At 70.9% G+C, this 18,838-nt stretch carries 22 protein-coding genes; 12 read left to right on the top strand and 10 right to left on the bottom strand.

Going from position 1 to position 18,838, the window contains the following annotated elements:
• Window positions 1–904 (top strand): bifunctional DNA primase/polymerase (locus BHU15_RS04700; RefSeq protein WP_069625986.1); only part of this gene is annotated, 904 nt, incomplete at its 5' end.
• Between the two features lie 84 nt (window positions 905–988).
• Here the strand turns inward: BHU15_RS04700 and BHU15_RS04695 are convergent.
• The gene (locus tag BHU15_RS04695; protein WP_069625985.1) at window positions 989–1,942 is read right to left on the bottom strand and encodes a COG1361 family protein; all 954 of its coding nucleotides are present in this window, start codon (window positions 1,940–1,942) and stop codon (window positions 989–991) included.
• 149 nt (window positions 1,943–2,091) lie between these two features.
• A complete protein-coding gene (locus BHU15_RS04690; protein ID WP_069625984.1) occupies window positions 2,092–2,547 on the bottom strand; it encodes a lamin tail domain-containing protein in 456 nt (151 codons plus the stop codon).
• Between the two features lie 246 nt (window positions 2,548–2,793).
• Between BHU15_RS04690 and BHU15_RS04685 the strand changes: the two genes are divergently transcribed.
• Window positions 2,794–3,870 (top strand): hypothetical protein, encoded by a 1,077-nt coding sequence (locus BHU15_RS04685; RefSeq protein WP_141726768.1) that lies wholly within the window; start codon window positions 2,794–2,796, stop codon window positions 3,868–3,870.
• Between the two features lie 30 nt (window positions 3,871–3,900).
• On the opposite strand, the gene BHU15_RS04680 is transcribed toward BHU15_RS04685, so the two are convergent.
• The 4 genes from BHU15_RS04680 to BHU15_RS04665 form a co-directional block, all read right to left on the bottom strand.
• Window positions 3,901–4,656, bottom strand: coding sequence for a hypothetical protein (locus BHU15_RS04680; protein WP_255293020.1), 756 nt, complete (start codon window positions 4,654–4,656; stop codon window positions 3,901–3,903).
• 20 nt (window positions 4,657–4,676) lie between these two features.
• Window positions 4,677–5,132, bottom strand: coding sequence for a tellurite resistance TerB family protein (locus tag BHU15_RS04675; protein WP_069625981.1), 456 nt, complete (start codon window positions 5,130–5,132; stop codon window positions 4,677–4,679).
• A 54-nt stretch (window positions 5,133–5,186) separates the two neighbouring features.
• Window positions 5,187–5,768, bottom strand: a complete 582-nt coding sequence (locus BHU15_RS04670) for a TerD family protein (protein ID WP_023540369.1) — start codon at window positions 5,766–5,768, stop codon at window positions 5,187–5,189.
• Window positions 5,769–5,839: 71 nt separating this feature from the next.
• Window positions 5,840–6,415 (bottom strand): TerD family protein, encoded by a 576-nt coding sequence (locus tag BHU15_RS04665; protein WP_023540368.1) that lies wholly within the window; start codon window positions 6,413–6,415, stop codon window positions 5,840–5,842.
• A 280-nt stretch (window positions 6,416–6,695) separates the two neighbouring features.
• Here BHU15_RS04665 and BHU15_RS04660 point away from each other — a divergent pair, with 280 nt between their 5' ends.
• From BHU15_RS04660 to BHU15_RS04650, 3 genes are all read left to right on the top strand, one after another.
• Window positions 6,696–7,130 carry a BlaI/MecI/CopY family transcriptional regulator gene (locus tag BHU15_RS04660; protein WP_023540367.1) on the top strand — a complete coding sequence of 145 codons (435 nt, stop codon included), beginning with the start codon at window positions 6,696–6,698 and terminating at the stop codon, window positions 7,128–7,130.
• Between the two features lie 3 nt (window positions 7,131–7,133).
• Window positions 7,134–8,063: a M56 family metallopeptidase gene (locus tag BHU15_RS04655; protein WP_069622123.1), complete on the top strand. Its 930-nt coding sequence runs from the start codon at window positions 7,134–7,136 to the stop codon at window positions 8,061–8,063.
• 133 nt (window positions 8,064–8,196) lie between these two features.
• Complete coding sequence (locus tag BHU15_RS04650) at window positions 8,197–9,597, top strand: LCP family protein (RefSeq protein ID WP_079127895.1); 1,401 nt, start codon at window positions 8,197–8,199, stop codon at window positions 9,595–9,597.
• Between the two features lie 15 nt (window positions 9,598–9,612).
• Here BHU15_RS04650 and BHU15_RS04645 read toward each other — a convergent pair whose 3' ends face one another.
• Window positions 9,613–9,852 carry a DUF6243 family protein gene (locus tag BHU15_RS04645; RefSeq protein ID WP_069625980.1) on the bottom strand — a complete coding sequence of 80 codons (240 nt, stop codon included), beginning with the start codon at window positions 9,850–9,852 and terminating at the stop codon, window positions 9,613–9,615.
• 277 nt (window positions 9,853–10,129) lie between these two features.
• On the opposite strand from BHU15_RS04645, the gene BHU15_RS04640 reads away from it, so the two are divergent.
• The 3 genes from BHU15_RS04640 to BHU15_RS04630 all read left to right on the top strand — a co-directional run bounded on the left by BHU15_RS04640 (window position 10,130) and on the right by BHU15_RS04630 (window position 12,557).
• A complete protein-coding gene (locus BHU15_RS04640; RefSeq protein WP_069626000.1) occupies window positions 10,130–10,678 on the top strand; it encodes an AAA family ATPase in 549 nt (182 codons plus the stop codon).
• A 35-nt stretch (window positions 10,679–10,713) separates the two neighbouring features.
• Window positions 10,714–11,484 (top strand): heavy metal-responsive transcriptional regulator, encoded by a 771-nt coding sequence (locus BHU15_RS04635; RefSeq protein WP_069625979.1) that lies wholly within the window; start codon window positions 10,714–10,716, stop codon window positions 11,482–11,484.
• 74 nt (window positions 11,485–11,558) lie between these two features.
• Window positions 11,559–12,557, top strand: a complete 999-nt coding sequence (locus tag BHU15_RS04630) for an arsenic resistance protein (RefSeq protein WP_069625978.1) — start codon at window positions 11,559–11,561, stop codon at window positions 12,555–12,557.
• A gap of 113 nt (window positions 12,558–12,670) precedes the next feature.
• Here BHU15_RS04630 and BHU15_RS04625 read toward each other — a convergent pair whose 3' ends face one another.
• The 3 genes from BHU15_RS04625 to BHU15_RS04615 form a co-directional block, all read right to left on the bottom strand.
• Entirely contained in the window at window positions 12,671–13,399 is a 729-nt protein-coding gene (locus tag BHU15_RS04625; RefSeq protein WP_069625977.1) for a cation efflux transmembrane domain-containing protein, read from the bottom strand.
• Window positions 13,399–13,734 carry an ArsR/SmtB family transcription factor gene (locus BHU15_RS04620; RefSeq protein WP_069625976.1) on the bottom strand — a complete coding sequence of 112 codons (336 nt, stop codon included), beginning with the start codon at window positions 13,732–13,734 and terminating at the stop codon, window positions 13,399–13,401. The genes BHU15_RS04625 and BHU15_RS04620 overlap by 1 nt, the downstream gene beginning before the upstream one ends.
• A gap of 73 nt (window positions 13,735–13,807) precedes the next feature.
• Window positions 13,808–14,560 (bottom strand): cytochrome c biogenesis CcdA family protein, encoded by a 753-nt coding sequence (locus BHU15_RS04615; protein ID WP_069625975.1) that lies wholly within the window; start codon window positions 14,558–14,560, stop codon window positions 13,808–13,810.
• 206 nt (window positions 14,561–14,766) lie between these two features.
• On the opposite strand from BHU15_RS04615, the gene BHU15_RS04610 reads away from it, so the two are divergent.
• The 4 genes from BHU15_RS04610 (at window position 14,767) to BHU15_RS04595 (ending at window position 18,828) form a co-directional block, all read left to right on the top strand.
• The gene (locus BHU15_RS04610) at window positions 14,767–15,468 is read left to right on the top strand and encodes a hypothetical protein (RefSeq protein ID WP_069625999.1); all 702 of its coding nucleotides are present in this window, start codon (window positions 14,767–14,769) and stop codon (window positions 15,466–15,468) included.
• Between the two features lie 78 nt (window positions 15,469–15,546).
• Window positions 15,547–16,149: a copper resistance CopC family protein gene (locus BHU15_RS04605; RefSeq protein WP_069625974.1), complete on the top strand. Its 603-nt coding sequence runs from the start codon at window positions 15,547–15,549 to the stop codon at window positions 16,147–16,149.
• A complete protein-coding gene (locus BHU15_RS04600; RefSeq protein WP_069625973.1) occupies window positions 16,139–18,172 on the top strand; it encodes a bifunctional copper resistance protein CopD/cytochrome c oxidase assembly protein in 2,034 nt (677 codons plus the stop codon). Before BHU15_RS04605 ends, BHU15_RS04600 begins: the two co-directional genes overlap by 11 nt.
• Window positions 18,169–18,828: a DsbA family protein gene (locus BHU15_RS04595; protein ID WP_069625972.1), complete on the top strand. Its 660-nt coding sequence runs from the start codon at window positions 18,169–18,171 to the stop codon at window positions 18,826–18,828. Before BHU15_RS04600 ends, BHU15_RS04595 begins: the two co-directional genes overlap by 4 nt.
• Window positions 18,829–18,838 lie beyond the last annotated feature (10 nt).

Below are 18,838 nucleotides of genomic sequence, written 5' to 3'. Positions count from 1 at the left end.
CGCCCTCTCCGCGGCGGAGAGCGGGTTCCCCGTCATCCCCCTGTCCCCCACCAAGCTCCCCGCCCTGCGCTCACCCCACCGGGACGAATCCGGCACGGGCGGCGTCCATCCGTGCCGGGGCGAATGCGGCCTCCCCGGACACGGCGTGCACGACGCCACGACCGATCCGGCGGGCGTACGGGCGCTGTTCGCCGCCGCGCCCTGGGCGACGGGCTACGGCATCGCCTGCGGACGGGCGCCGCATCATCTGATCGGCGTCGACCTGGACGTCACACCGACGGGACGGACGAGGACGGGAGAGTCGGCCTCGGCATCGGCCGGCGAGCCCACGCCGGACTCGGTGGCCGCCCTCCAGCAACTCGCCTTCCAGCACCTGTTCACGCTGCCGGAGACCGTGGTCGTGCTCACCCCGAGCGGCGGCCGGCACATCTGGCTGTCAGGCCCGGCCGGCGTCACGGTCCCCAACTCGGCGGGCCGCCTGGCGCCGGGCATCGACGTACGGGGCGCGGGCGGCTATCTCGTCGGACCGGGCTCCGTCACCGCCCGCGGCGCCTACCGCCTCGCCCCCGGCTCGGCGGGACTCACCCCCGCGCCGTGCCCACGCGCCCTGCTGCGCCTGCTCACGCCCCCCGAGCGCGGTCGCCACGCGGGGCCGGGCGGGCACCGGGGCGGGCGGCCGGCGCAGGGCCACGGCCTGGTGCAGTTCGTACTCGCCGCGCACGAGGGTCAGCGCAACACCCGGCTGTTCTGGGCGGCCTGCCGGGCGTACGAGCACGGCTTCGGCGACTCGCTGGCGGAGACGCTCGTCGACGCGGCCGTACGGACGGGCCTCACCGAGCACGAGGCGCGCGCGACGATCGCCTCGGCGTCACGCCTGACGGCGGGCCCGGCGGGTGCGGCGTAACGCCCCACAGAGGAAGGGGCGTCCACCGGTCGCTCGCCGGTGAACGCCCCTGCCTTCCGGTCACTGCCTGCCGCGTGTCGGCGGCTACTGCACGTCGATGCTCAACGTGGCCTTGTTGTTCGCCTTGTTGATGTCGTACACCGGGTCGATGTCGTAGTTCGACGTCGCCTTGACCACGCCGGACGTGTCGGTACGCCGCCCCTTGTCGATCTTGAGAACGATGGCGAACGCCTCGATCTCGCCGACCTCCAGCGTGTAGTCGTCCTCCTGGCAGACGTACTTCGGGTGCCCCGGCTCCGAAGGCCCCGTCGGCCCGTCGATCCCGAACGGCCTGCAGTTCTCCGGGACTTCGACGGCCTTCGTGCCCTTGGGGATGTTGACGAGGAGCGCCGGGTGGTCGTCGCTCTCGTTGTTCTGGATCCAGCCCGGTCCGTCGTTGCGGATCGAGGGCGTGACGATGACCTTGGCGCCCGGCTTCCCCGTGGCCTCGTCCCCCGTCGCGACGAGATCGGCCGAGCTGGCGGTGTCCAGCGCGAGCCGGCGGTTGGCCTGGTCGTAGCCCTCCCCCGGGTCTTCGCCGGTGCGGCTCGTGCCGTACTCGACGACCTCCATCAGCGCCTTCTTCAGCACCCTGAACTTCACCGGCACCGTGTAGCTCTCGCCGGGCGCGATGCCGACGTCCAGCTCGCACACGGCCTGCCTGATCTTGTCCCCGACCGTCGAATACGTACAGCCGTCGACGGGCGCGGTGAAGGCCAGCCCGCGGGTCAGTCGCAGCCGGAAGGTGACACCGTCGGTCGCGACGGTGCCGTTGTTGGTGAGGGTGACGGAGTCGTGGCGGACCTCGCCCGGCCTGAGCTGATTCCCCGACAGCTCAGACACGGTCAGATCCGGCGCGGCGGGCTCGCCGGACGCGTCCGCGTACGCGGCGGGCGCGAGGGCGAGCGGCAGGGTGGCGGCAACGGTGGCCGCGGCCACGGCTGTTGAGGTGAGGCGTGAGCGGTGCGAGAGGCGTGAGTGGTGCTTGTGGTGACGCACGGCGGGTCTCCTCGGACGTACTCGGAGGCAAAGAAGCGGGACGCGAGTCCCACTGGTCACCTGCTAGACACCGGGATTCCATGCCTGGTTGTACGGGGAGATGTGGAGGAACGATGACCGGCTGCCACCGTTCCTCGCACGGTGGAGCGTCAGCACATCTTGTAGTCGACGCGGGTCGAGTTGTACGAGCAGGTGTCCACCACGGCCCCGGTCGACTTCTTGAGCGTCGCCTTGTCCCGGTCGTTGTTCCAGACGTACGCGGCACGCCCCTGGTAGCGGTTGGCCGCGGTGTTCGTCCCCGAACCCGTGCGCACGGTCACCGTCTTGCCCCGCGCGAGGGAGTAGCTGCCGAACGTGTACTTGTGATTCGACGCGTCGACGACCGACCACCCCGTCAGGCTGACGGCCCTGGTGGTGGTGTTGCGGATCTGCACGTACTCGGCGTTGAGACTGGCGTTGGAGCGGCTGTCCGTGCCGGGGCTGTCGTAGTAGATCTTGTACAGATGGACCGAACCGACGGCCTGAGCCTGCGTCGGCAGCAGAACCGTTCCAGCGACCACGGCGGCCGTGGCGGCGACGGTCGAGAGCGTGCGGGAATAGCGCATGTACGTCCTCTTGATCGAGGCCGGGCACCCCCCAAAGGGCCCGGCAGGCGCCCAGAGTATGGGCAGTTGCCCGGCATTGACCCGCCTCCGGGGAAGAAGGACATACCGCCCGGTAGGGGCCATCGACTCCCGTACAGTGAGCGCATTTCGCTTCAAAGCGTTGCCGACCCCCGGCAGTCGTCGTCACCCCGACAGTGCCCGTCTCCCCCATGCCGCTTCCGGCCGCCACCACCGGACAATGTGGAGGTGACTCCCGCGAAGCCCCTTCCGCCCCAGGCCCAGGCCCAGCCGCGCCCGCGCAACCGCGCGGTGATGCGCCGCGCCGCGGTGATCGGTGCCCTGTGCGCACTGGTGTCCGCGTGGCTCCTGCTGGTCAACGTGCGCGGAGCGCTCGGCGAGGAACGCGCCTTCCGGTCGGCGGTCAGCTGCGACTCGGGCGACGACTGCCTGCGTACCGCGACGGCGCGGATCGACCGGACGGAGCGCGTGCAGGGCAAGAAGACGCCGTCGTACCTCCTGTACGTCACCGAGGCGGACGGTACGACCAGCAGCCCCCGCCTACGGGGAGACGCACCGGAGCCCCCGACGGCCTGGGCGGGCACGCCCGTCGAAGTCACCTACTGGCGGGGCCAGATCCGGTACGTCGACTTCGACACCACCCGCCGCCACACGACGGCGGACCCGCGCGGCGACTACAAACCCTTCGCCGCGTTCGGCCTGGCCATCGGCTCCTTCGGGACGGGCTTCCTGTGGGTCTGGTACTGGTGGGCCCGGCACTCCCACACATCACGCCGGGCGGCACCCTGGCAGCTCGGCGTCCCGCTCGTCGGCTCGCTCTTCCTCACCCTGCTCGCGGCGGGCGCCCCGCTCGCCACCGGCACCTTCACGGCGGCACTCCAGGTCCTCGGCCTGGGCGCGCTGGCGATCCTGGTGTTGTGCGTACCGGCGGCCCTGATCGTGAGCCGCCGTCAGCGCGGCGACGACACGATCACCATGGCGCCGCTCGCACTCACCAAGGAGGAGATAATCACGGGGCGGATCGTGGGTGAGGTCCCGTACGCGACCAAGGGCTTCCTGGTCGCCGGCCCCGCGTCCCTGGCAACCAGCCCGGACCACACGGGCGCCTCGTTCCGCCGCCCGGTCCCCAGGACCCTGACCCCCGTCCGGGTCCGCCCGCTGTACTGGACGGACCCGGACCACCTGAACTACGGCGCGAAGGCGCTGGTCCTGGAGTGCGAGGACGGGGGCGTGCCCGTACTGCTGGTCACGAGCAGGAAGGCCATGCCGTGGCTTCTGTCCGCCCTTCAGGCGAGGGGGAGTTGAGGGTTCCACCGAGCTGGTGGACGACCCGCGTCAGCCCCGCAGGGTGGGGATGTCGGGGCCGGAAGCCTCGGGACTTCCGAAGTCGGGGCCGGTGAAGCGCGGGCTGGTGAAGCGGGGGCTGTGGACCGCCGCCCCGTCGTCACCCGCGCCACCCGGCCCGTTGCCACCCGCGTCCGGCGGCGGGGACTGGTCGAGGTGCTGGAACAGCAGCGACCGTATGCCCTCGTGCAGTTGGCGCAGCCAGGCCGCGCGAGCCGCGTCGAGTTCCGCCGTAAGCCCCTGGTCCCGCCGGTCTTTCGGGGCTCCGCCCCGGTGCCGGGAGGCCGTGCGGTACAGACCGAGAACACCGACGACGGCGGCCGGCGCGCCGATGCCGAGACTGGTCCATCCCGCGTGGACGAGGTTGCCGGCCACGGCCGGTGCGCTGTCGGCGAGGCGGAGTCCGTAGCCCAGCAGCAGAAACAGGGCGGCGGCAGTGATCGCGAGGACAGGAGTGAGGACGGCCAGCACCGGCAACAGGCCGGCCCCGTGCACCTGCTGGCGTCCCGGACCGGACAGGGACGGCATGAGAGGCGCCTCGCCGCGGGCCCGCTGCCGCAGCGCGAGGTACGACCGGTACTCGCGCTCGGCGGTCGACGCCACGCGCGGGCCCTCCGCCAGTCCCAGCACCCGCAACTGGCTCGCACTGACCCCGGATCGCGCCAACCGCCGCTGAATCTCCGTCGACCCGATGACGTCGTCCAGAGCCGCCGTGTAGGCGGCTCTGTCCTCGTCCCGGAGCCGCATGGGTCTCTCCATGCTCGGACTCAGAGGTCGAACTCGTTCGGCGAGATGCCGACAGCGAAGCAGGCTTCGCGGACCACGGCGCGTTCCGAGTCGTCGAAGTCCCCGTCGGCGCCGCCGATGACGATGCCGATCTGGATGACGGCCCGGGCCTCGGTGGGCTTCTTGGCGACCTTGCCGATGGTCTGGAGAATGCCGACCTTCCCGAAGTCGAAGTCGGCGGTCAACTGCTGGCAGTAGTCGTCGAATCGGCGCTGCAGATCGGCGGCGGGGAAGTTCTGGAGTACGTCGTTGCCCACGATGAGGGCGGCGACGCGCTGACGCTCGGAGGCGTCGATGGAGCCGTCGGCCGCGGCGACGAGCGCGCACATGGCCATGCTCGCGTCGCGGAATCCGCCGCTCTTGAGGTCGTTCTTCTTCGCGTTGAGCTGCGTCTGCATCGTCGACGCGGATTCCTTGATGCGGTCCCACAGTGCCATGCGTGTGCTCCTGAGTACGTCGGGGGAAGAGCCAGGGAAGTTGCGGGTGATACGTCAGAGGTGCGCGGCGACGGCCGGCATCAGATCCTGGAACGTACGGCCGTCGGCGGGGGCACCGATCGCCGTCATCTGCCAACCGGCGCCGGAGCGCTGGACCTTGGCCATGATCTGCGCGGTGTGGCGCCCGCCGCCGGTCAGCGTGTAGCGCGCCAGCTCCTGCCCGGTGGTCTCGTCCACGAGGCGGCAGAAGGCGTTGTCGACCTCTTCGAAGGTCTGGCCGGTGAACGAGTTGACGGTGAAGACGATCTGGTCGACGTGTGCGGGGACGCGCTGCAGATCGACCACGATCGACTCGTCGTCGCCGCCCTGGCCCGCACCGCCCACCCGGTTGTCACCGGTGTGCCGCACGGATCCGTCGTCGCTGGTCAGGTGCTGGAAGAAGACGACGTCCTGGGCCTCCTTCCCGGCGAAGAGGACCGCCGAGGCGTCCAGGTCGATCTCGCGGGCGGTCATCCGGGCGAAGAAGCCCTTGCGGGGTGCGGACTTCCAGCCGAGTCCCATCCGTACGACGGTGAGTTCACCGCCGCCGGACTTGGTGAGGCTGATCTGCTGACCCTTGGAAAGATTGACGGTCATGATTCACTCCGCTCTCGGCAGGGGGACGTGGCCGGTCGATGACGTGCGGTGGAGGAGGACCGGGGCGTTTGTCAGAGGTTGACGCCGAAATCCATGACGATGCCGCTCAGGCCGGAGGCGTAACCCTGCCCGACCGCACGGAACTTCCACTCGCCGCCGTGCCGGTACAGCTCGCCGAAGACCATCGCGGTCTCGGTGGACGCGTCCTCGCTGAGGTCGTAGCGCGCGATCTCGGCGCCGCCGGCCTGGTTGACGACGCGGATGTACGCGTTGCGCACCTGGCCGAAGCTCTGGCCGCGGGCTTCGGCGTCGTGGATCGAGACGGGGAAGACGATCTTCGCGACCTCGGCGGGTACGGCGGCGAGGTCGACCTTCAGCGTCTCGTCGTCACCCTCGCCCTCGCCGGTGAGGTTGTCGCCGGTGTGCTCGACGGAGCCGTCCGGGCTCCGGAGGTTGTTGTAGAAGACGAAGTTCTCGTCGGAGAGCACCCTGCCCGCCTGGTTGCAGAGCAGCGCGCTCGCGTCCAGGTCGTGATCGGCCCCGGTGGTGGTCCGGACGTCCCATCCGAGGCCGACAAGGACCGCGGTCAGGCCGGGGGCCTCCTTGCTCAGCGAGACATTTCCGCCTTTTCCGAGGCTGACACCCATCGTGTTTCCCGCTCTCCACTCGTCGTGTTCGTCGTGCTCGTGTTCGTGCTGCTCGTCGTGTTTCGTGCTGCTCGTCGCGTACGTCGTGGGCATGGCGTTCAGCGCGTTCCGGACGGCGACCGTCCGGAGGGCTCCGTGCCGCTTCATGAAATCTACAACACTGTAGAGATGGGATGCTGCGGGATTCGCCACGATCGGCGAGAGTGGAGCGTCTCCCGGACCCGTCGGCACCACGCCACGCGGTCCGCGGGACGGCCGGATTCGGGAAGGGGATCACGTCGTGGCCGCAGAGCGGGACGATCACGGGCAGGCGCCGCGCGCCCGGAGGCGGGGGCAGGGTGAGCTCGAAGCGCTGGTGCTGTCGGCGCTGGGAGACGCCACCACACCGGTGCCTGTCGGCTGGGTTCAGCGGCGGCTCGGGGAGAACCTCTCGTACAGCACGATCATCACGATCCTGACCCGCCTGCACGAGAAGGGCGCCGTGACGCGCACCGGACCCGGGCGGCCGGTCCTGTGGCAGTCGGTCGCGGTGGACGAGGCCGATCTCACAGCGCTGAGCATGCGCCGGCTCCTCGACCGGCAGGACAACCGCGACGCTGTTCTGTCCAGCTTCGTATCGGCCCTGTCCAGCGACGACGAGGACCTGCTGAGGTCCCTGCTGAACGACGCCGGCCCCAGATCACCCGCCGCGCCGACCGCCGAACCGGACGAGTGACCCATGGGCGTCTTCGTCTTCCTGCCCCTGGTGCTTCCCCTGACCGCGCTGCCCATCGCGCGCCTGGCCGAGCGGCATCTGCACCCCCGGCGCGCCGCCCGCCTGCTGACGGCCGTCGCGGTGATCCTCGCGTCGTGCAGCACCCTGTGCCTGGGGCTGCTGGTGGTCGTCGGCACCGCGCAACTGCCCGGCAATCCGCTGCCCGACAGCTGGTCGGACCCGGAGGTACGGGAGGCCGTACCGCACGACCAGTTCGTGGGTAAGGCGGCCATCGTCGCTCTGCTGCTGGTGGCCGCGGCGTGCGCGTACGCCGCGGCACGGCAGCACCGCTTCCACGCCCTCGCGCACCGGACGCTCGACGCCTCCCCGGACCGGTCCGAGGTCGCGGTCCTGCGTGACACCTCCCCGTACGCCTACGCCCTGCCGGGCACGCCGAGCCGCATCGTGGTGTCGACCGGGATGCTGGCGTGCCTCGACCCGGCGGAGCGCGAGGCCCTGCTCGCGCACGAGCGCGCGCACCTCGCGGGCCGCCACCACCGCCTGCTGTTCGCGGTCCGGCTGGCGGGCTGCGCGAATCCGCTGCTGCGTCCGCTGATGTCCGCCGTCACCTACAGCACCGAACGCTGGGCGGACGAGGAGGCAGCCCGCGTCACGGGTGACCGGCGCACGACAGCCCGGGCCGTGGGCAAGGCGGCGCTGGTCTCCCGGCGCGCCTCGGCGCCGCCCCTGCCCGCGTTCGCCGCCGGGCCGGTCCCGCGCAGGGTGGCCGCGCTGCTGGGCCCCGTACCGCCGGACCGGCGCTGGCCGCCGGCGCTGACCCCGACCGGGGTCGCGGCCTATGTGGCCGCGGCGGGTACGGCGCTGTCCGCGCTGTCCGCGCTCAATGCCGCGTTCGCGCTGTTCCTCGCCCTGAAGGCGGCGACGCCGCTCTAGTTAGGCTGTGCCTCCAGCCCGACGGGGCGGACCGACGAAGAGCGCCTCTCTACAGCTATGTAGAGTTCCGCGTGGTGCGGTTCGGTCCGGCTGTCGGGCGAGCGAAACCGATGACCGGACGCGGAGGATCGACATGGGCGGGGAACGCAGGAAGCCACGGGGGCGCGGCGCGCGACGTAACGCCGCCGCCTCGGAGTCGTCCACACGACTGACCCGGCGCGGCAAGCTCCTCGTACGCGGCGGCGCGGTACTGGCCGTTCTGCTGGTGGCCGCCGGTGGCGCGGGGCTCTGGGCGTATCAGAGCCTGGACGGGAACATCCACTCCGCGGACATCGACGGCAAGCTCGGCACCGAGCGGCCCACCAACGCGAGCCCGGGGTCGAAGAACATCCTCGTGGTCGGCTCGGACTCGCGCGACGGCGACAACGGGGAGTACGGCAAGGGCCTGACGACCATGCAGTCGGACACCCTGATGGTCATGCACGTGGCGGCCAACCGGAAGTGGGCGACCGTGGTGTCCCTGCCCCGCGACTCCTGGGTCCGGATACCCGCCTGCGACCGCGGCGACGGCACCACGTCGAAGGCGCACCAGTTCAAGATCAACGAGGCGTTCGCGCTCGGCGGCACCAGCGGCGAGGTGGCCGGGGCCGCCGCCTGCGCCATCAAGACCGTCGAGGAGAACACCGGCCTGCGGATCGACCACTTCATGTCGGTCGACTTCCAGGGGTTCAAGGGCATGGTCAACGCCCTGGACGGCATAGAGGTCTGCCCCGAGACCGCGATCCACGACAAGAAGGCACACCTCGACATGGACGCGGGGTGCCAGACGGTCAAGGGCGAGAAGGCGCTCGGCTACGTCAGGACCCGCTACAGCGTGGGGGACGGTTCCGACATCGGCCGCATAGGCCGCCAGCAGGAGTTCATGGAGGCGCTCGCGGCCAAGGCGCAGACGAAGCTGACCAGCCCGGCGGCGCTGTACGGCTTCCTCGACTCGGCAACGGATTCGCTCACGACGGACAAGGAACTGGCCGGCATCAAACCCCTCACGGCGCTCGCCTCCGAACTCAAGGGAATCCCGGGCGACCGGCTGACCTTCCTGACCGTGCCCAACTACCCGCGCGAGGCCGACGTCCCCACCGACAAGGCGAACGTGGTCTGGCAGTACCCGCAGGCCGCCGACCTGTTCTCCTCGCTGGCGAAGGACCGGGAGGTGGACAAGAAGACGGTCGAGGCCGCCAAGGACGATCCGCTGTACGCGGTGGCGGTCCGGGTCCGCGTACTCAACGGGACGGGCAAGCCCGGTGAGGCGGCCGAGGTCGCGAACCTCCTGCGTACGGCCGGCTTCACCGTCACGGGAACGGGCAACGCGCCGGAGGACACCGACAAGACGTCCGTCACGTTCTCCGGCGACCTGGAGCAGGAGGCCCGTGCGCTGGCTTCCCGGCTGCCGGGGACGAAGGCGACACAGGACGCGGAGGCGGCTCCGGGTGAGGTGACGCTGACCGTCGGCGGCGAATTCGACGGCCTGCGCTGAGGCCGCGCGGGTACGTCAGCTCTGTGCCGCGGCGTCGTCGTCAGCCTGCCCGGCGCCCTCGGCCTCTGCGCCCGTGCCCGACCCCGCGCCTGCCTTCTCGCGCATCTTGCGCACCAGCTCCGCCTTCTGGTCGGCGGCGCTCTTGCGGTCGAGGTTGCGGTGCGGACCGTTGTTCTGCCGTTCGGCGCGGGACAGCCTCTTGCGCTGGCCGCCGCCCATGCCGACGGGGTTGTTGATGTTCTTGCTCACGGTCATGGGTTCTCCCGGTGGTGATGTGAAGTGATCTACGGATTCATCGGTGGGGGGGCGGGCGGCGGCGCCGGAGGGCGGGCGTCAGCGGGGGCCCATCACGCTCTCACTCGTGAATCGGCGTCGGGAAGAACATGACAAGGACGTTACCCGCTTCCGCGGGCCCGGCACACACCTGCCCTTTCCGGTGGGGCGGGGCTGAGGCCGTGGGGCAGGGCTGAGGCCGTGGGCCTGGAGCGATATCGGATCGCGTGACGTGGTGGCGGGCTGGCAGGCTGCCTCCATGGATCACGCGGAAGTACTGCTCATCGGAGGGCGCGCCGGTGTCGGCAAGACGACGGTGGCCTGGGAGGTTTCGGTACTGCTGCGAGCCGTGGCGGTCTCTCACGCAGTCGTCGAGGGTGACTTCATGGGGCAGGTGCATCCGGCCCCGGACGGGGATCCGCACCGCTCGGAGATCACCGAGAGCAATCTCACCGCCGTATGGGGAAACTTCGCGCAGCGCGGCTACCGCCGCCTGATCTACACGAACACCGTGAGTGTGCTGCCCGAGACGACGGGCATGTTCGAGCGCGCCATGGGGGCGGGCGTACGGATCGTACGGGTGCTGCTCACCGCGTCCGACGCCACCGCCGGCGAGCGGCTGGCGGGCCGGGAGCTCGGCTCGGAACTGGAGCATGAACTGAAGGCGAGCGCCCGCAAGGCACGGCTCCTGGACGAGCGGGTGGCCGCCGGCACGGTGCGGGTGGCGACGGACGGGCGGCCCGTCGTCGACATCGCGCGCGAGGTGGTGGCAGCTACGGGCTGGGGCGGTCAGCACCCACCGGCTTGACCTTCGAGTCGGGTCGAACGTCTACCGTCGGGGGCATGAGCACCTACCGGATCTCGCAACTGGCGGAGCGCGGCGGCGTTCCCGCCACGACGCTGCGTTTCTACGAGGACACGGGGCTGCTGCCGGCCGGGCGGACCCCGGCGGGGTACCGCGTGTACGGGGAGGACGCGGTCGAGCGACTCGGCTTCATCTCATCGGCGAAGCTGCTGGGTCTGACGCTGGAGGAGATCCGGGAGCTGCTGGAGGTCCGGGAGCAGGGGGTGTGCGCGGCGGTCCGTACGCGGATGGTGCCGCTGGTCGCGGAGCGGATCGCGGAAAGTGAGGGCCGGATCGCCGAGTTGTCGGCGTTCTGCGCCCATCTGGCGGCTGTGCAGGCCGACTTGTCGGGTCCGGCGCCGGAGGGCGGATGCGGCCCGGACTGCGGGTGCACCACCGCCCCGGCGGCTTCCGGTCCGGTCTCGGTGCCGCTGTCGCCCACCCGGACCGTACGGGCGCCCGGCGCCTGGAGGGACGCGCCGGTGGCGTGCACGCTGGGCGGCTCCGAACTGGCGGGCCGTACGCGGGAGTGGCGGCGGCTGGTGGAGCGGGCCGAGAGCCGTACGGACATCCCCGACGGCCTCCGCCTGTCCTTCCCCGCCACGCCGGACCTGGCCGGCCGGCTCGCGACCCTGGCGGCGGCCGAACAGGACTGCTGCTCCTTCTACGACTTCACCCTGCGTCTGAGCCCGACCACGCTGGAGCTGACGGTCCGCGCGCCCGAGGCCGCTGCGCCGCTGCTGGCCGAGCTGTTCGGGGTGACCGTATGAGCGCCCCCCGGCCGGTGACGAGAACGGACTCAACGAGCCCCGCACGGGGCTCGTTTCACAGCGAGGAGTACGCGGTGTCGCAGGAACCGTCAGGTCTGGTCGAGCGGATGGAGCACCACCAGATCGCGGTGTATCTCGGCGCGATGGCGGCAGGCGGCCTCGTGGGCTGGGCGGCGCCCTCGGCCGCGCCGGGTCTGGAGCACGCCATCAACCCGGTTCTCGGCGCCTTGCTGTTCGTCACCTTCCTCCAGGTCCCGGCCGCCGAACTGTTCCGCTCGCTGCGCGACGGCCGGTTCCTGTCCGCCGCCCTGGTGGTCAACTTCGTGGCGGTGCCGCTGGTGGTCGCGGCGATGTTCTTCCTGCTGCCCTCCGACCAGGCCGTACGGATCGGTGTACTGCTCGTTCTGCTCTGCCCGTGCATCGACTACGTGATCGTCTTCTCCGGCCTCGCCGGGGGCTCCAGCCGCCGCCTGCTGGCCGCCACCCCGCTGCTGCTGGTCGCACAGATGGTCCTGCTGCCCGGATACCTCTATCTGTTCATGGGCTCGGAACTGTCCGACATCGTCGAAGCCGGCCCGTTCGTGCGGGCGTTCGTCGTCCTGATCGTCATCCCGCTCGCCCTGGCCTGGACCGTCCAGGCATGGGCCGCCCGTAAGCCCGCCGGACAGAAGGTCTCCGACGCGGCGAGCACCACCATGGTCCCGCTGATGGCCGCCACGCTCCTCGTCGTGGTCGGCTCCCAGGTACCCAAGATCGGCGACAGCCTCGGTGACGTCGCGGCCGTGATCCCCTTCTACGCCGCGTTCCTGGTGATCATGGCGTTCGCCGGGCTGGCCGTGACCCGCCTCTTCCGCCTCGACGCACCAGCCGGCCGGGCCATCGTCTTCACGGGCGCCACCCGCAACTCCCTGGTCGTCCTGCCGCTCGCACTGGCCCTGCCGGAGAGCCTCGCCATCGCGGGCGCGGTCGTCGTCACCCAGACGCTGGTGGAAGTCGTCGGCATGGTCGCGTACGTCCGCCTCATCCCCCGCCTGGTCCCGACCGACAAAGCGACGGCAGACGCGGGCCGCTGACCGCTGGTCACTGGTTGCCGGTCACTGGTTGCCGGCCGCTGGTCGCTGGTCCGAAGCCTGCCGCGGCCACCGCGCCCCGTGGCTCTGCCGCCTCAAGCGGCAGCGTTGTCATGTCAGTTGCAGCAGGCGCACCCCGGAGCGCAGCCGCAGGCGTCCTCGGTTCGCGCCAGCGCGGTGTCGTCCGCTTTCAGGGTGGTCAGACCCGCCGGTACGCAGCAGTTGTCGCCGCGCCATGCCTCGCGGCCTTCCTTCACCGCCATCGCCGCGATGACGAGGGCGGCGATCGGATCGGCCCAGGACCAGCCGAGAGTGGCGTTGGCCACCAGGCCCACCAGCAGTACGGCCGACAGATAGGTGCACAGCAGCGTCTGCTTCGAGTCCGCGACCGCCGACGCCGACCCCAACTCCCGGCCGGCCCGCCTCTGCGCGGCGGACAGGAACGGCATGATCGCCAGCGACAGGGCCGCGAGAACGATGCCCGGGACCGACGACTCCGCCTCGCCGCCGCCGGCCAGCGCACGTACCGCGTCCACCGTCACGAAGGCCGCCAGTGCGAAGAACGACACCGCGATGATCCGCAGCGCCTTCCTCTCGCGCGCTTCGCGCACGGCGTGGTCGCGAGCCGAGAACTGCCAGGCCACCGCGGCAGCCGAGGAGACCTCGACGATCGAGTCGAGACCGAAGCCCACCAGCGCGGAGGACGATGCCATCGACCCCGCCGTAATGGCGACGACGGCCTCGATCACGTTGTAGGCGATCGTCGCGCCGACCAGCAGCCGTACGCGACGGGCCAGTGCCTCGCGGCGGGAGGGCGCCGGGCCGAGCGATATCTCGGCGGCCATCAGCAGCAGCCCTTCTCCTCGGCGTCCGCGCACGTGACGTCCTCCGCGACGGCCACCACGGCCGTACGCAGGTCGCCGAGCGCGTGCCCCAGGCGGGGGTCGGCGAGTTCGTACCGCGTACGGCGCCCCTCGGGCACCGCCACGACCAGCCCGCAGTCGCGCAGACACGCCAGATGGTTCGACAGGCGTGTGCGGGAGACGCCGATGGTGTCGGCCAGGTCGGACGGGTACGCGGGCGCCGCCCGCAGGGCGAGCAGCAACTGGCACCGGATCGGGTCGGCGAGCGCGCGGCCGAACCGTGCCAGCACCTCGATTTCGGACGCGAGATTCAGCACACCAGAGACGATACACGGAAGCCTGAATTCAGGAAAGCGTGGATTGTAGATCGCGAATCGTTCGCGGGCCCGTTCAGATCCCTACGGTGAAGCCCGCCGTCCAGGTCTGCATCTGGTTGATCAGGGAACTCCACACCCCGGTGACCATCAGCACTCCGGTGGCGATCATCATCCCGCCCCCGATCCGCATGACCCACTGGTAGTGGGTCTTGACCCAGGCGAAGACGCCCAGTGCCTTTCGAAAGGCGAGACCGGCGACGAGGAAGGGCACGCCCAGGCCCAGGCAGTAGGCGACGGTCAGCAGTGCGCCGCGTCCTGCGCTGGCCTCGGTGAACGCGAGTGCCTGCACAGCCGCGAGCGTCGGCCCGATGCACGGTGTCCAGCCCAGGCCGAACAGCACACCGAGCATGGGGGCGCCGGCCAGTCCGGCGGCCGGGCGCCGGTGGAACCGCCACTCCCGGCTCACGCCGGGGAGTACGCCCATGAAGGACAGCCCCATCAGGATGGTGAGCCCGCCGAGGACACGGATCAGCAGGTCCTGGTGTTCCAGCAGGGCGTTGCCGGCGTAGCCGAACGCGGCCCCGAACGAGACGAACACGGCGGTGAACCCGGCGAGGAACAGCAGGGAGCCCGCCAGTATCCGGCCCCGGCGTACGTCGGCGAGATCCGCGCCGCTCATGCCGGTGACGTAGGAGAGGTAGCCGGGGACCAGGGGCAGCACGCAGGGGGAGAAGAACGACACCAGCCCGGCGAGTGCCGCGACGGGAATGGCCAGCAGGATCGATCCGGTCAGGATGGTGGTGTCGAATCCGGCGGCCAGCGGCACGGTTCAGGTCTCCTTCACCACGAAGCGGATCATCGCCCAACAAACTAACGGATGTTGATATGCCTCCGACCGCGGGCCTCACGGCCACGGCTCCTCGCGGTCACGGCCCCTCGCAGTCGGGCGAGGGGCGACGGGTACGCTGCGAAGAAGTGGGCCATGTCTACGTGCCCGCGACGGCGACCAGACTCCTCGAAAGCGCAGACGTCATGTCATCAACCAGCCCGCGGCGCGCGGCCTTCGCGGTCGGTGGGACGCTGCGTGGACTGGCCGCCGGCGCGCTCGCGGTGCTGGGCGTTCTGCTGCCGCTGGTGTGTCACGCGCTTTCGCAGGGCCACGCGCCCGGCTGGATGCTGCTCGCCACGACGGCGTGTGTGGGCGTGCCCGCAGCCGTCTGTCTGAGCGGGTCCCGGCTGTCCGACAGCCAGGTGCTCGCCGCTCTGGCGGCGGCCCAACTGGCCTACCACGTCGCGTACTCCCTGCCGGGGGCCTGCGCGGCGGTCACCGACCCCGCCGGTCTCGGAGGCCTTGGCGGTCTTGGCGGTCTTGGCGGTTTCTTCGAGGGCGTGCCCGCCGAGGGACCGCCACCGGAAGTCCTCGTGGGCGGACAACTGGTCGCTCTGATGATCGCCGCGCGACTGCTCGGCGTCACCGAACGACTCGTCTGGCACAGCAAACCGGCACTCGCGGCTCTGCGGCTGCTCCTTCGGTTCGTCTGGCCGTTCCGGCGTCCGGCACACGACCCGCGTCCGGATACGCGTGCGCGCGAGGGCTCGGGGCCGCCCGCATCCGCCGTGATGGCACGGCTGTACGCGGGCCGGGCGCCGCCGCGCCGTCGGCCCGGGTCTCCCGTACCGGGCCTGTACTCGCTGACCGGGCCGATGCCCGCCGGCGGTCCCCGCATGCCCTGACGGGCACAGCCACGGGGGCGGCCGGGCATCGGCGCTTCCGTCCCGGCCGAGCCGGGGACCTTCAGAGAGCACCCCCTCATGCACGCTGTGACCCGGCGTGCCGCCCGCGTGGCGGCACGCTGTCTCGTCGTACCTCTGGCCGTGGCACCGCTGTTGTTCACCGCCCAGCCCGCGTTCGCCCATACCGACCTGGTCACCGGCAGCCCCGCCGAGGCCGCTTCCGAGAGCCGGCCACCGCAGACCATCAAGCTGACGTTCAGCGACGAGATGACCTCGCGGTACGCCAAGGTCGCCCTCACGGCACCGGACGGTGAGCCGGGCGCCGCCGGTGCGCCGCAGGTCACGGGCAGGACCGTGACGCTCCCGGTGAAGCCGGGCCTCCCGGCGGGCAGTTACACGGTGGGATACCGGGTCGTCTCCGCCGACGGACACCCCGTGACCGGTTCGTACCGGTTCACCGTCGAGGAAGCGGCGTCCGCGCCCGCCCCGACGCCAACGCGAACGCCAACGCCAACGCCCACCCCGGCCCGTACGGCCGACGCATCGCGTACGGACGACGCCTCCTCCACGCCCGACCCCCCACTGCCGGTCGTCGCCATCACCGGCGGTCTGTTCCTCCTTGCCGCCGCCGGTGTCTCTGTCGCGGTGACTCGACGGAGGCGTGCCCGCCATGGCAGTTGACGCCGGACGTACACCGCACTCCGCCCCCGTCCTCCTCCTCGGGGCCGCCGTCTCCACGGCCGTCGCCGTAACGCTCCTGGTGCTGTGGCCAGGAGGGACCTCGACGGAGCAAATCCCCGGAATCCAGGGCCCGGACGCGCTGACCACCTGGGCGCTGCCTGTAGCCCGTACGGTCGCGAACGCCGCCGCTGTCGCCGTCATCGGCGCCCTGCTGCTCGTGACCGTCCTCCTCCCGGGAGGCCGACGGCTCGACGGTACGAAGCTGCGCTACATGACGTGGGCGGCGGTCGCGGGAGCGGCGTGGGCAGCCGCGTCGGCGGCCCTGCTGGTGTTCACCCTGTCCGACCTCTTCGCCCGGCCCGTCGGGCAGGTCCTCGCCCCCGATGTCCTGGCGGACTTCGTCCTCTCCGATGCCCAGGGGCGTTCGTACGCGCTGATGACGGGCGCCGGAGCGATCCTGGCCACGGTGTGCCCGGGCATCGGTACGGTGCGCTGGGCCCGAGCCGCGCTCCTGCTCGCCGTCGCCGGACTCCTGCCGCCGGCCTTCACCGGCCACTCCGCCGGAGCGGGGAACCACGACGCGGCGGTCACCAGCCTCGCGCTGCATCTGGTCGGCGTCGCGGTCTGGGTCGGTGGGCTGGCCCTGCTGCTGGTCGCCGCCGTGAGACGTGACGCCGGTCTGGACACGGCCGTTCGGCGCTTCAGCGCTCTCGCCTTCTGGGCGTTCGTGGCGGTCGCCGCCAGCGGCGTGATCAACGCGGTCGTCCGACTGCCGTCCGCCGCCGACGTGTTCAGCAGCCGTTACGGCGTGCTGGTGCTGCTCAAGACGGTGGCGCTGCTGGTCCTGGGCGCTCTGGGCCGCCGGCATCGAAAACGCGTCCTGCCGACGATGGGCGACGGATCGCGACGTGCCTTCGTCAAGCTCGCCGCAGGTGAACTGCTGCTGATGGCGGCCGCGATGGGACTCGCGACGGCACTGTCCCGTACGCCGCCACCGGGCGCCCAAACCTCGTCGCTGTCGCCGGCCGAGGAACTGCTGGGCTTCCCGATGCCTCCGCCACTCGGCGATTTCCCGTGGACCCCGCTGTTCACCCAGTGGCACTTCGACCCGCTGTTCGCCTTCGGTACGGCAGCAGCCGCCCTCGCCTACCTCACCGGCGTACGCAAACTCCGTGCCCGGGGCGACAGTTGGCTGCTGGGGCGCACGATCGCCTGGCTGGCCGGGCTCGCGGTGACCGTACTGGCCACGATGAGCGGGCTCGCGGTCTACGGCAAGGTGATGTTCAGCGTGCACATGGGCCAGCACATGATCCTCGCGATGACCGTCCCCATCCTCCTGGTCCTCGGCGCACCGGCGACCCTCGCCCTGCGTACGCTGCCCACCGCCGGGAAGGGCGGCACGGCGGGACCGCGCGAGCTGCTCCTCGCTCTGCTGCGGAGCCGCTACGTGAAGGTGGTCTCCCATCCGGTGGTGGCGAGCGTCCTGTTCATCGCCAGCGCGTTCGCGGTCTACTACACCTCGCTCTTCGAGAGCCTGATGCGCGGTCACCTCGGACACACGGTGATGCTGGTGCACTTCCTCGCCGTGGGACTGCTGTTCTTCTGGGTGATCATCGGGGTGGACCCCGGACCGCGCCGACTGCCCTACCTGGGACGGCTGTTCGTACTGATCCTGACCATGCCGTTCCACTCCTGGTTCAGCATCTCGGTCATGAGCTCGACGGACATCATCGGCGAGGGCTGGTGGGCGGACGTGGGCCGCACGTGGGGTGCGTCCCTCGCGGACGACCAGTACAACGGGGGCGCCATCGCCTGGGCGACGGGCGACATCCCCGTACTGATCACCACCATCATTCTCGCGGCCCAGTGGGTCCGCTCGGACGCGCGCGAGGCGCGGCGGGTCGACCGCCGGATCGAGCGCGGCGACGTCAACGACCCGCTGGCTGCGTACAACGCGTATCTCGCGAGCCTGCACGCACGGGACCGGAAGACGTCCCGAGAACTGAGGACTGAGGACTCATGAAGAAGCATTTCCTTGTCGCGGCAGCGCTCCTGGCCGTGCTGACTGTCGGCCTCGGTGTCGCGCTCGCGCTCTCCGCGGACCGTTCGCCCTCCGGCGCCGTCAGCGCGGAGCCCGCCGCCGATGCCAAACCCGTCCGTGCGTCGAGCCATCGGCTGACCGATCCCGAACGCAGCGAACTGACCGTGGTGGAGTTCCTCGACTTCGAATGCGAGGGCTGCGGGGCCATGTACCCCGTCGTCGAGCGGCTGCGCGAGGAGTACGCGGACCGCGTCACGTTCGTGGCCCGCTACTTCCCGATGCCCGGCCACCGCAACAGCCAGACCGCGGCGCTGGCCGTCGAAGCAGCGGCGCAGCAGGGGAAGTTCGAGCTGATGTACAGCAAGCTGTTCGACACCCAGAAGGAGTGGGGCGAGGCGCAGGAGTCGAAAGCGGCGACGTTCCGGGGTTACGCGGAGGAACTCGGCCTCGACATGGCGAAGTTCGACGCGGCCGTCGACGACCCCCGGACCGAGGAGCGGGTCAGCACCGATCAGCGCGACGGTCTGGGACTCGGCGTCCAAGGCACTCCGACGTTCGTCGTGGACGGTGCCAAGATCCCGGCACCGGGCTCGTACGAGGAGTTCAGGGATCTCATCGAGAGCCGGCTCGCCCGGTGAACGCGCGGAG

This window comes from Streptomyces niveus (genome assembly GCF_001723055.1).
Taxonomy (GTDB): domain Bacteria; phylum Actinomycetota; class Actinomycetes; order Streptomycetales; family Streptomycetaceae; genus Streptomyces; species Streptomyces niveus.
This window is presented reverse-complemented; position numbering and strand designations above follow the sequence as displayed.

Bases quoted from the DNA above. Each gene is read 5' to 3' on its own strand.
- BHU15_RS04595 (WP_069625972.1), top strand. From the start codon at position 18,169: ATGAAGAAGCATTTCCTTGTCGCGGCAGCGCTCCTGGCCGTGCTGACT.
- BHU15_RS04600 (WP_069625973.1), top strand. From the start codon at position 16,139: ATGGCAGTTGACGCCGGACGTACACCGCACTCCGCCCCCGTCCTCCTC.
- BHU15_RS04670 (WP_023540369.1), bottom strand. From the start codon at position 5,768: ATGACCGTCAATCTTTCCAAGGGTCAGCAGATCAGCCTCACCAAGTCC.
- BHU15_RS04675 (WP_069625981.1), bottom strand. From the start codon at position 5,132: ATGGCACTGTGGGACCGCATCAAGGAATCCGCGTCGACGATGCAGACG.
- BHU15_RS04605 (WP_069625974.1), top strand. From the start codon at position 15,547: ATGCACGCTGTGACCCGGCGTGCCGCCCGCGTGGCGGCACGCTGTCTC.
- BHU15_RS04680 (WP_255293020.1), bottom strand. From the start codon at position 4,656: ATGCGGCTCCGGGACGAGGACAGAGCCGCCTACACGGCGGCTCTGGAC.
- BHU15_RS04690 (WP_069625984.1), bottom strand. From the start codon at position 2,547: ATGCGCTATTCCCGCACGCTCTCGACCGTCGCCGCCACGGCCGCCGTG.
- BHU15_RS04640 (WP_069626000.1), top strand. From the start codon at position 10,130: ATGGATCACGCGGAAGTACTGCTCATCGGAGGGCGCGCCGGTGTCGGC.
- BHU15_RS04610 (WP_069625999.1), top strand. From the start codon at position 14,767: ATGTCATCAACCAGCCCGCGGCGCGCGGCCTTCGCGGTCGGTGGGACG.
- BHU15_RS04650 (WP_079127895.1), top strand. From the start codon at position 8,197: ATGGGCGGGGAACGCAGGAAGCCACGGGGGCGCGGCGCGCGACGTAAC.
- BHU15_RS04635 (WP_069625979.1), top strand. From the start codon at position 10,714: ATGAGCACCTACCGGATCTCGCAACTGGCGGAGCGCGGCGGCGTTCCC.
- BHU15_RS04655 (WP_069622123.1), top strand. From the start codon at position 7,134: ATGGGCGTCTTCGTCTTCCTGCCCCTGGTGCTTCCCCTGACCGCGCTG.
- BHU15_RS04645 (WP_069625980.1), bottom strand. From the start codon at position 9,852: ATGACCGTGAGCAAGAACATCAACAACCCCGTCGGCATGGGCGGCGGC.
- BHU15_RS04665 (WP_023540368.1), bottom strand. From the start codon at position 6,415: ATGGGTGTCAGCCTCGGAAAAGGCGGAAATGTCTCGCTGAGCAAGGAG.
- BHU15_RS04625 (WP_069625977.1), bottom strand. From the start codon at position 13,399: ATGGCCGCCGAGATATCGCTCGGCCCGGCGCCCTCCCGCCGCGAGGCA.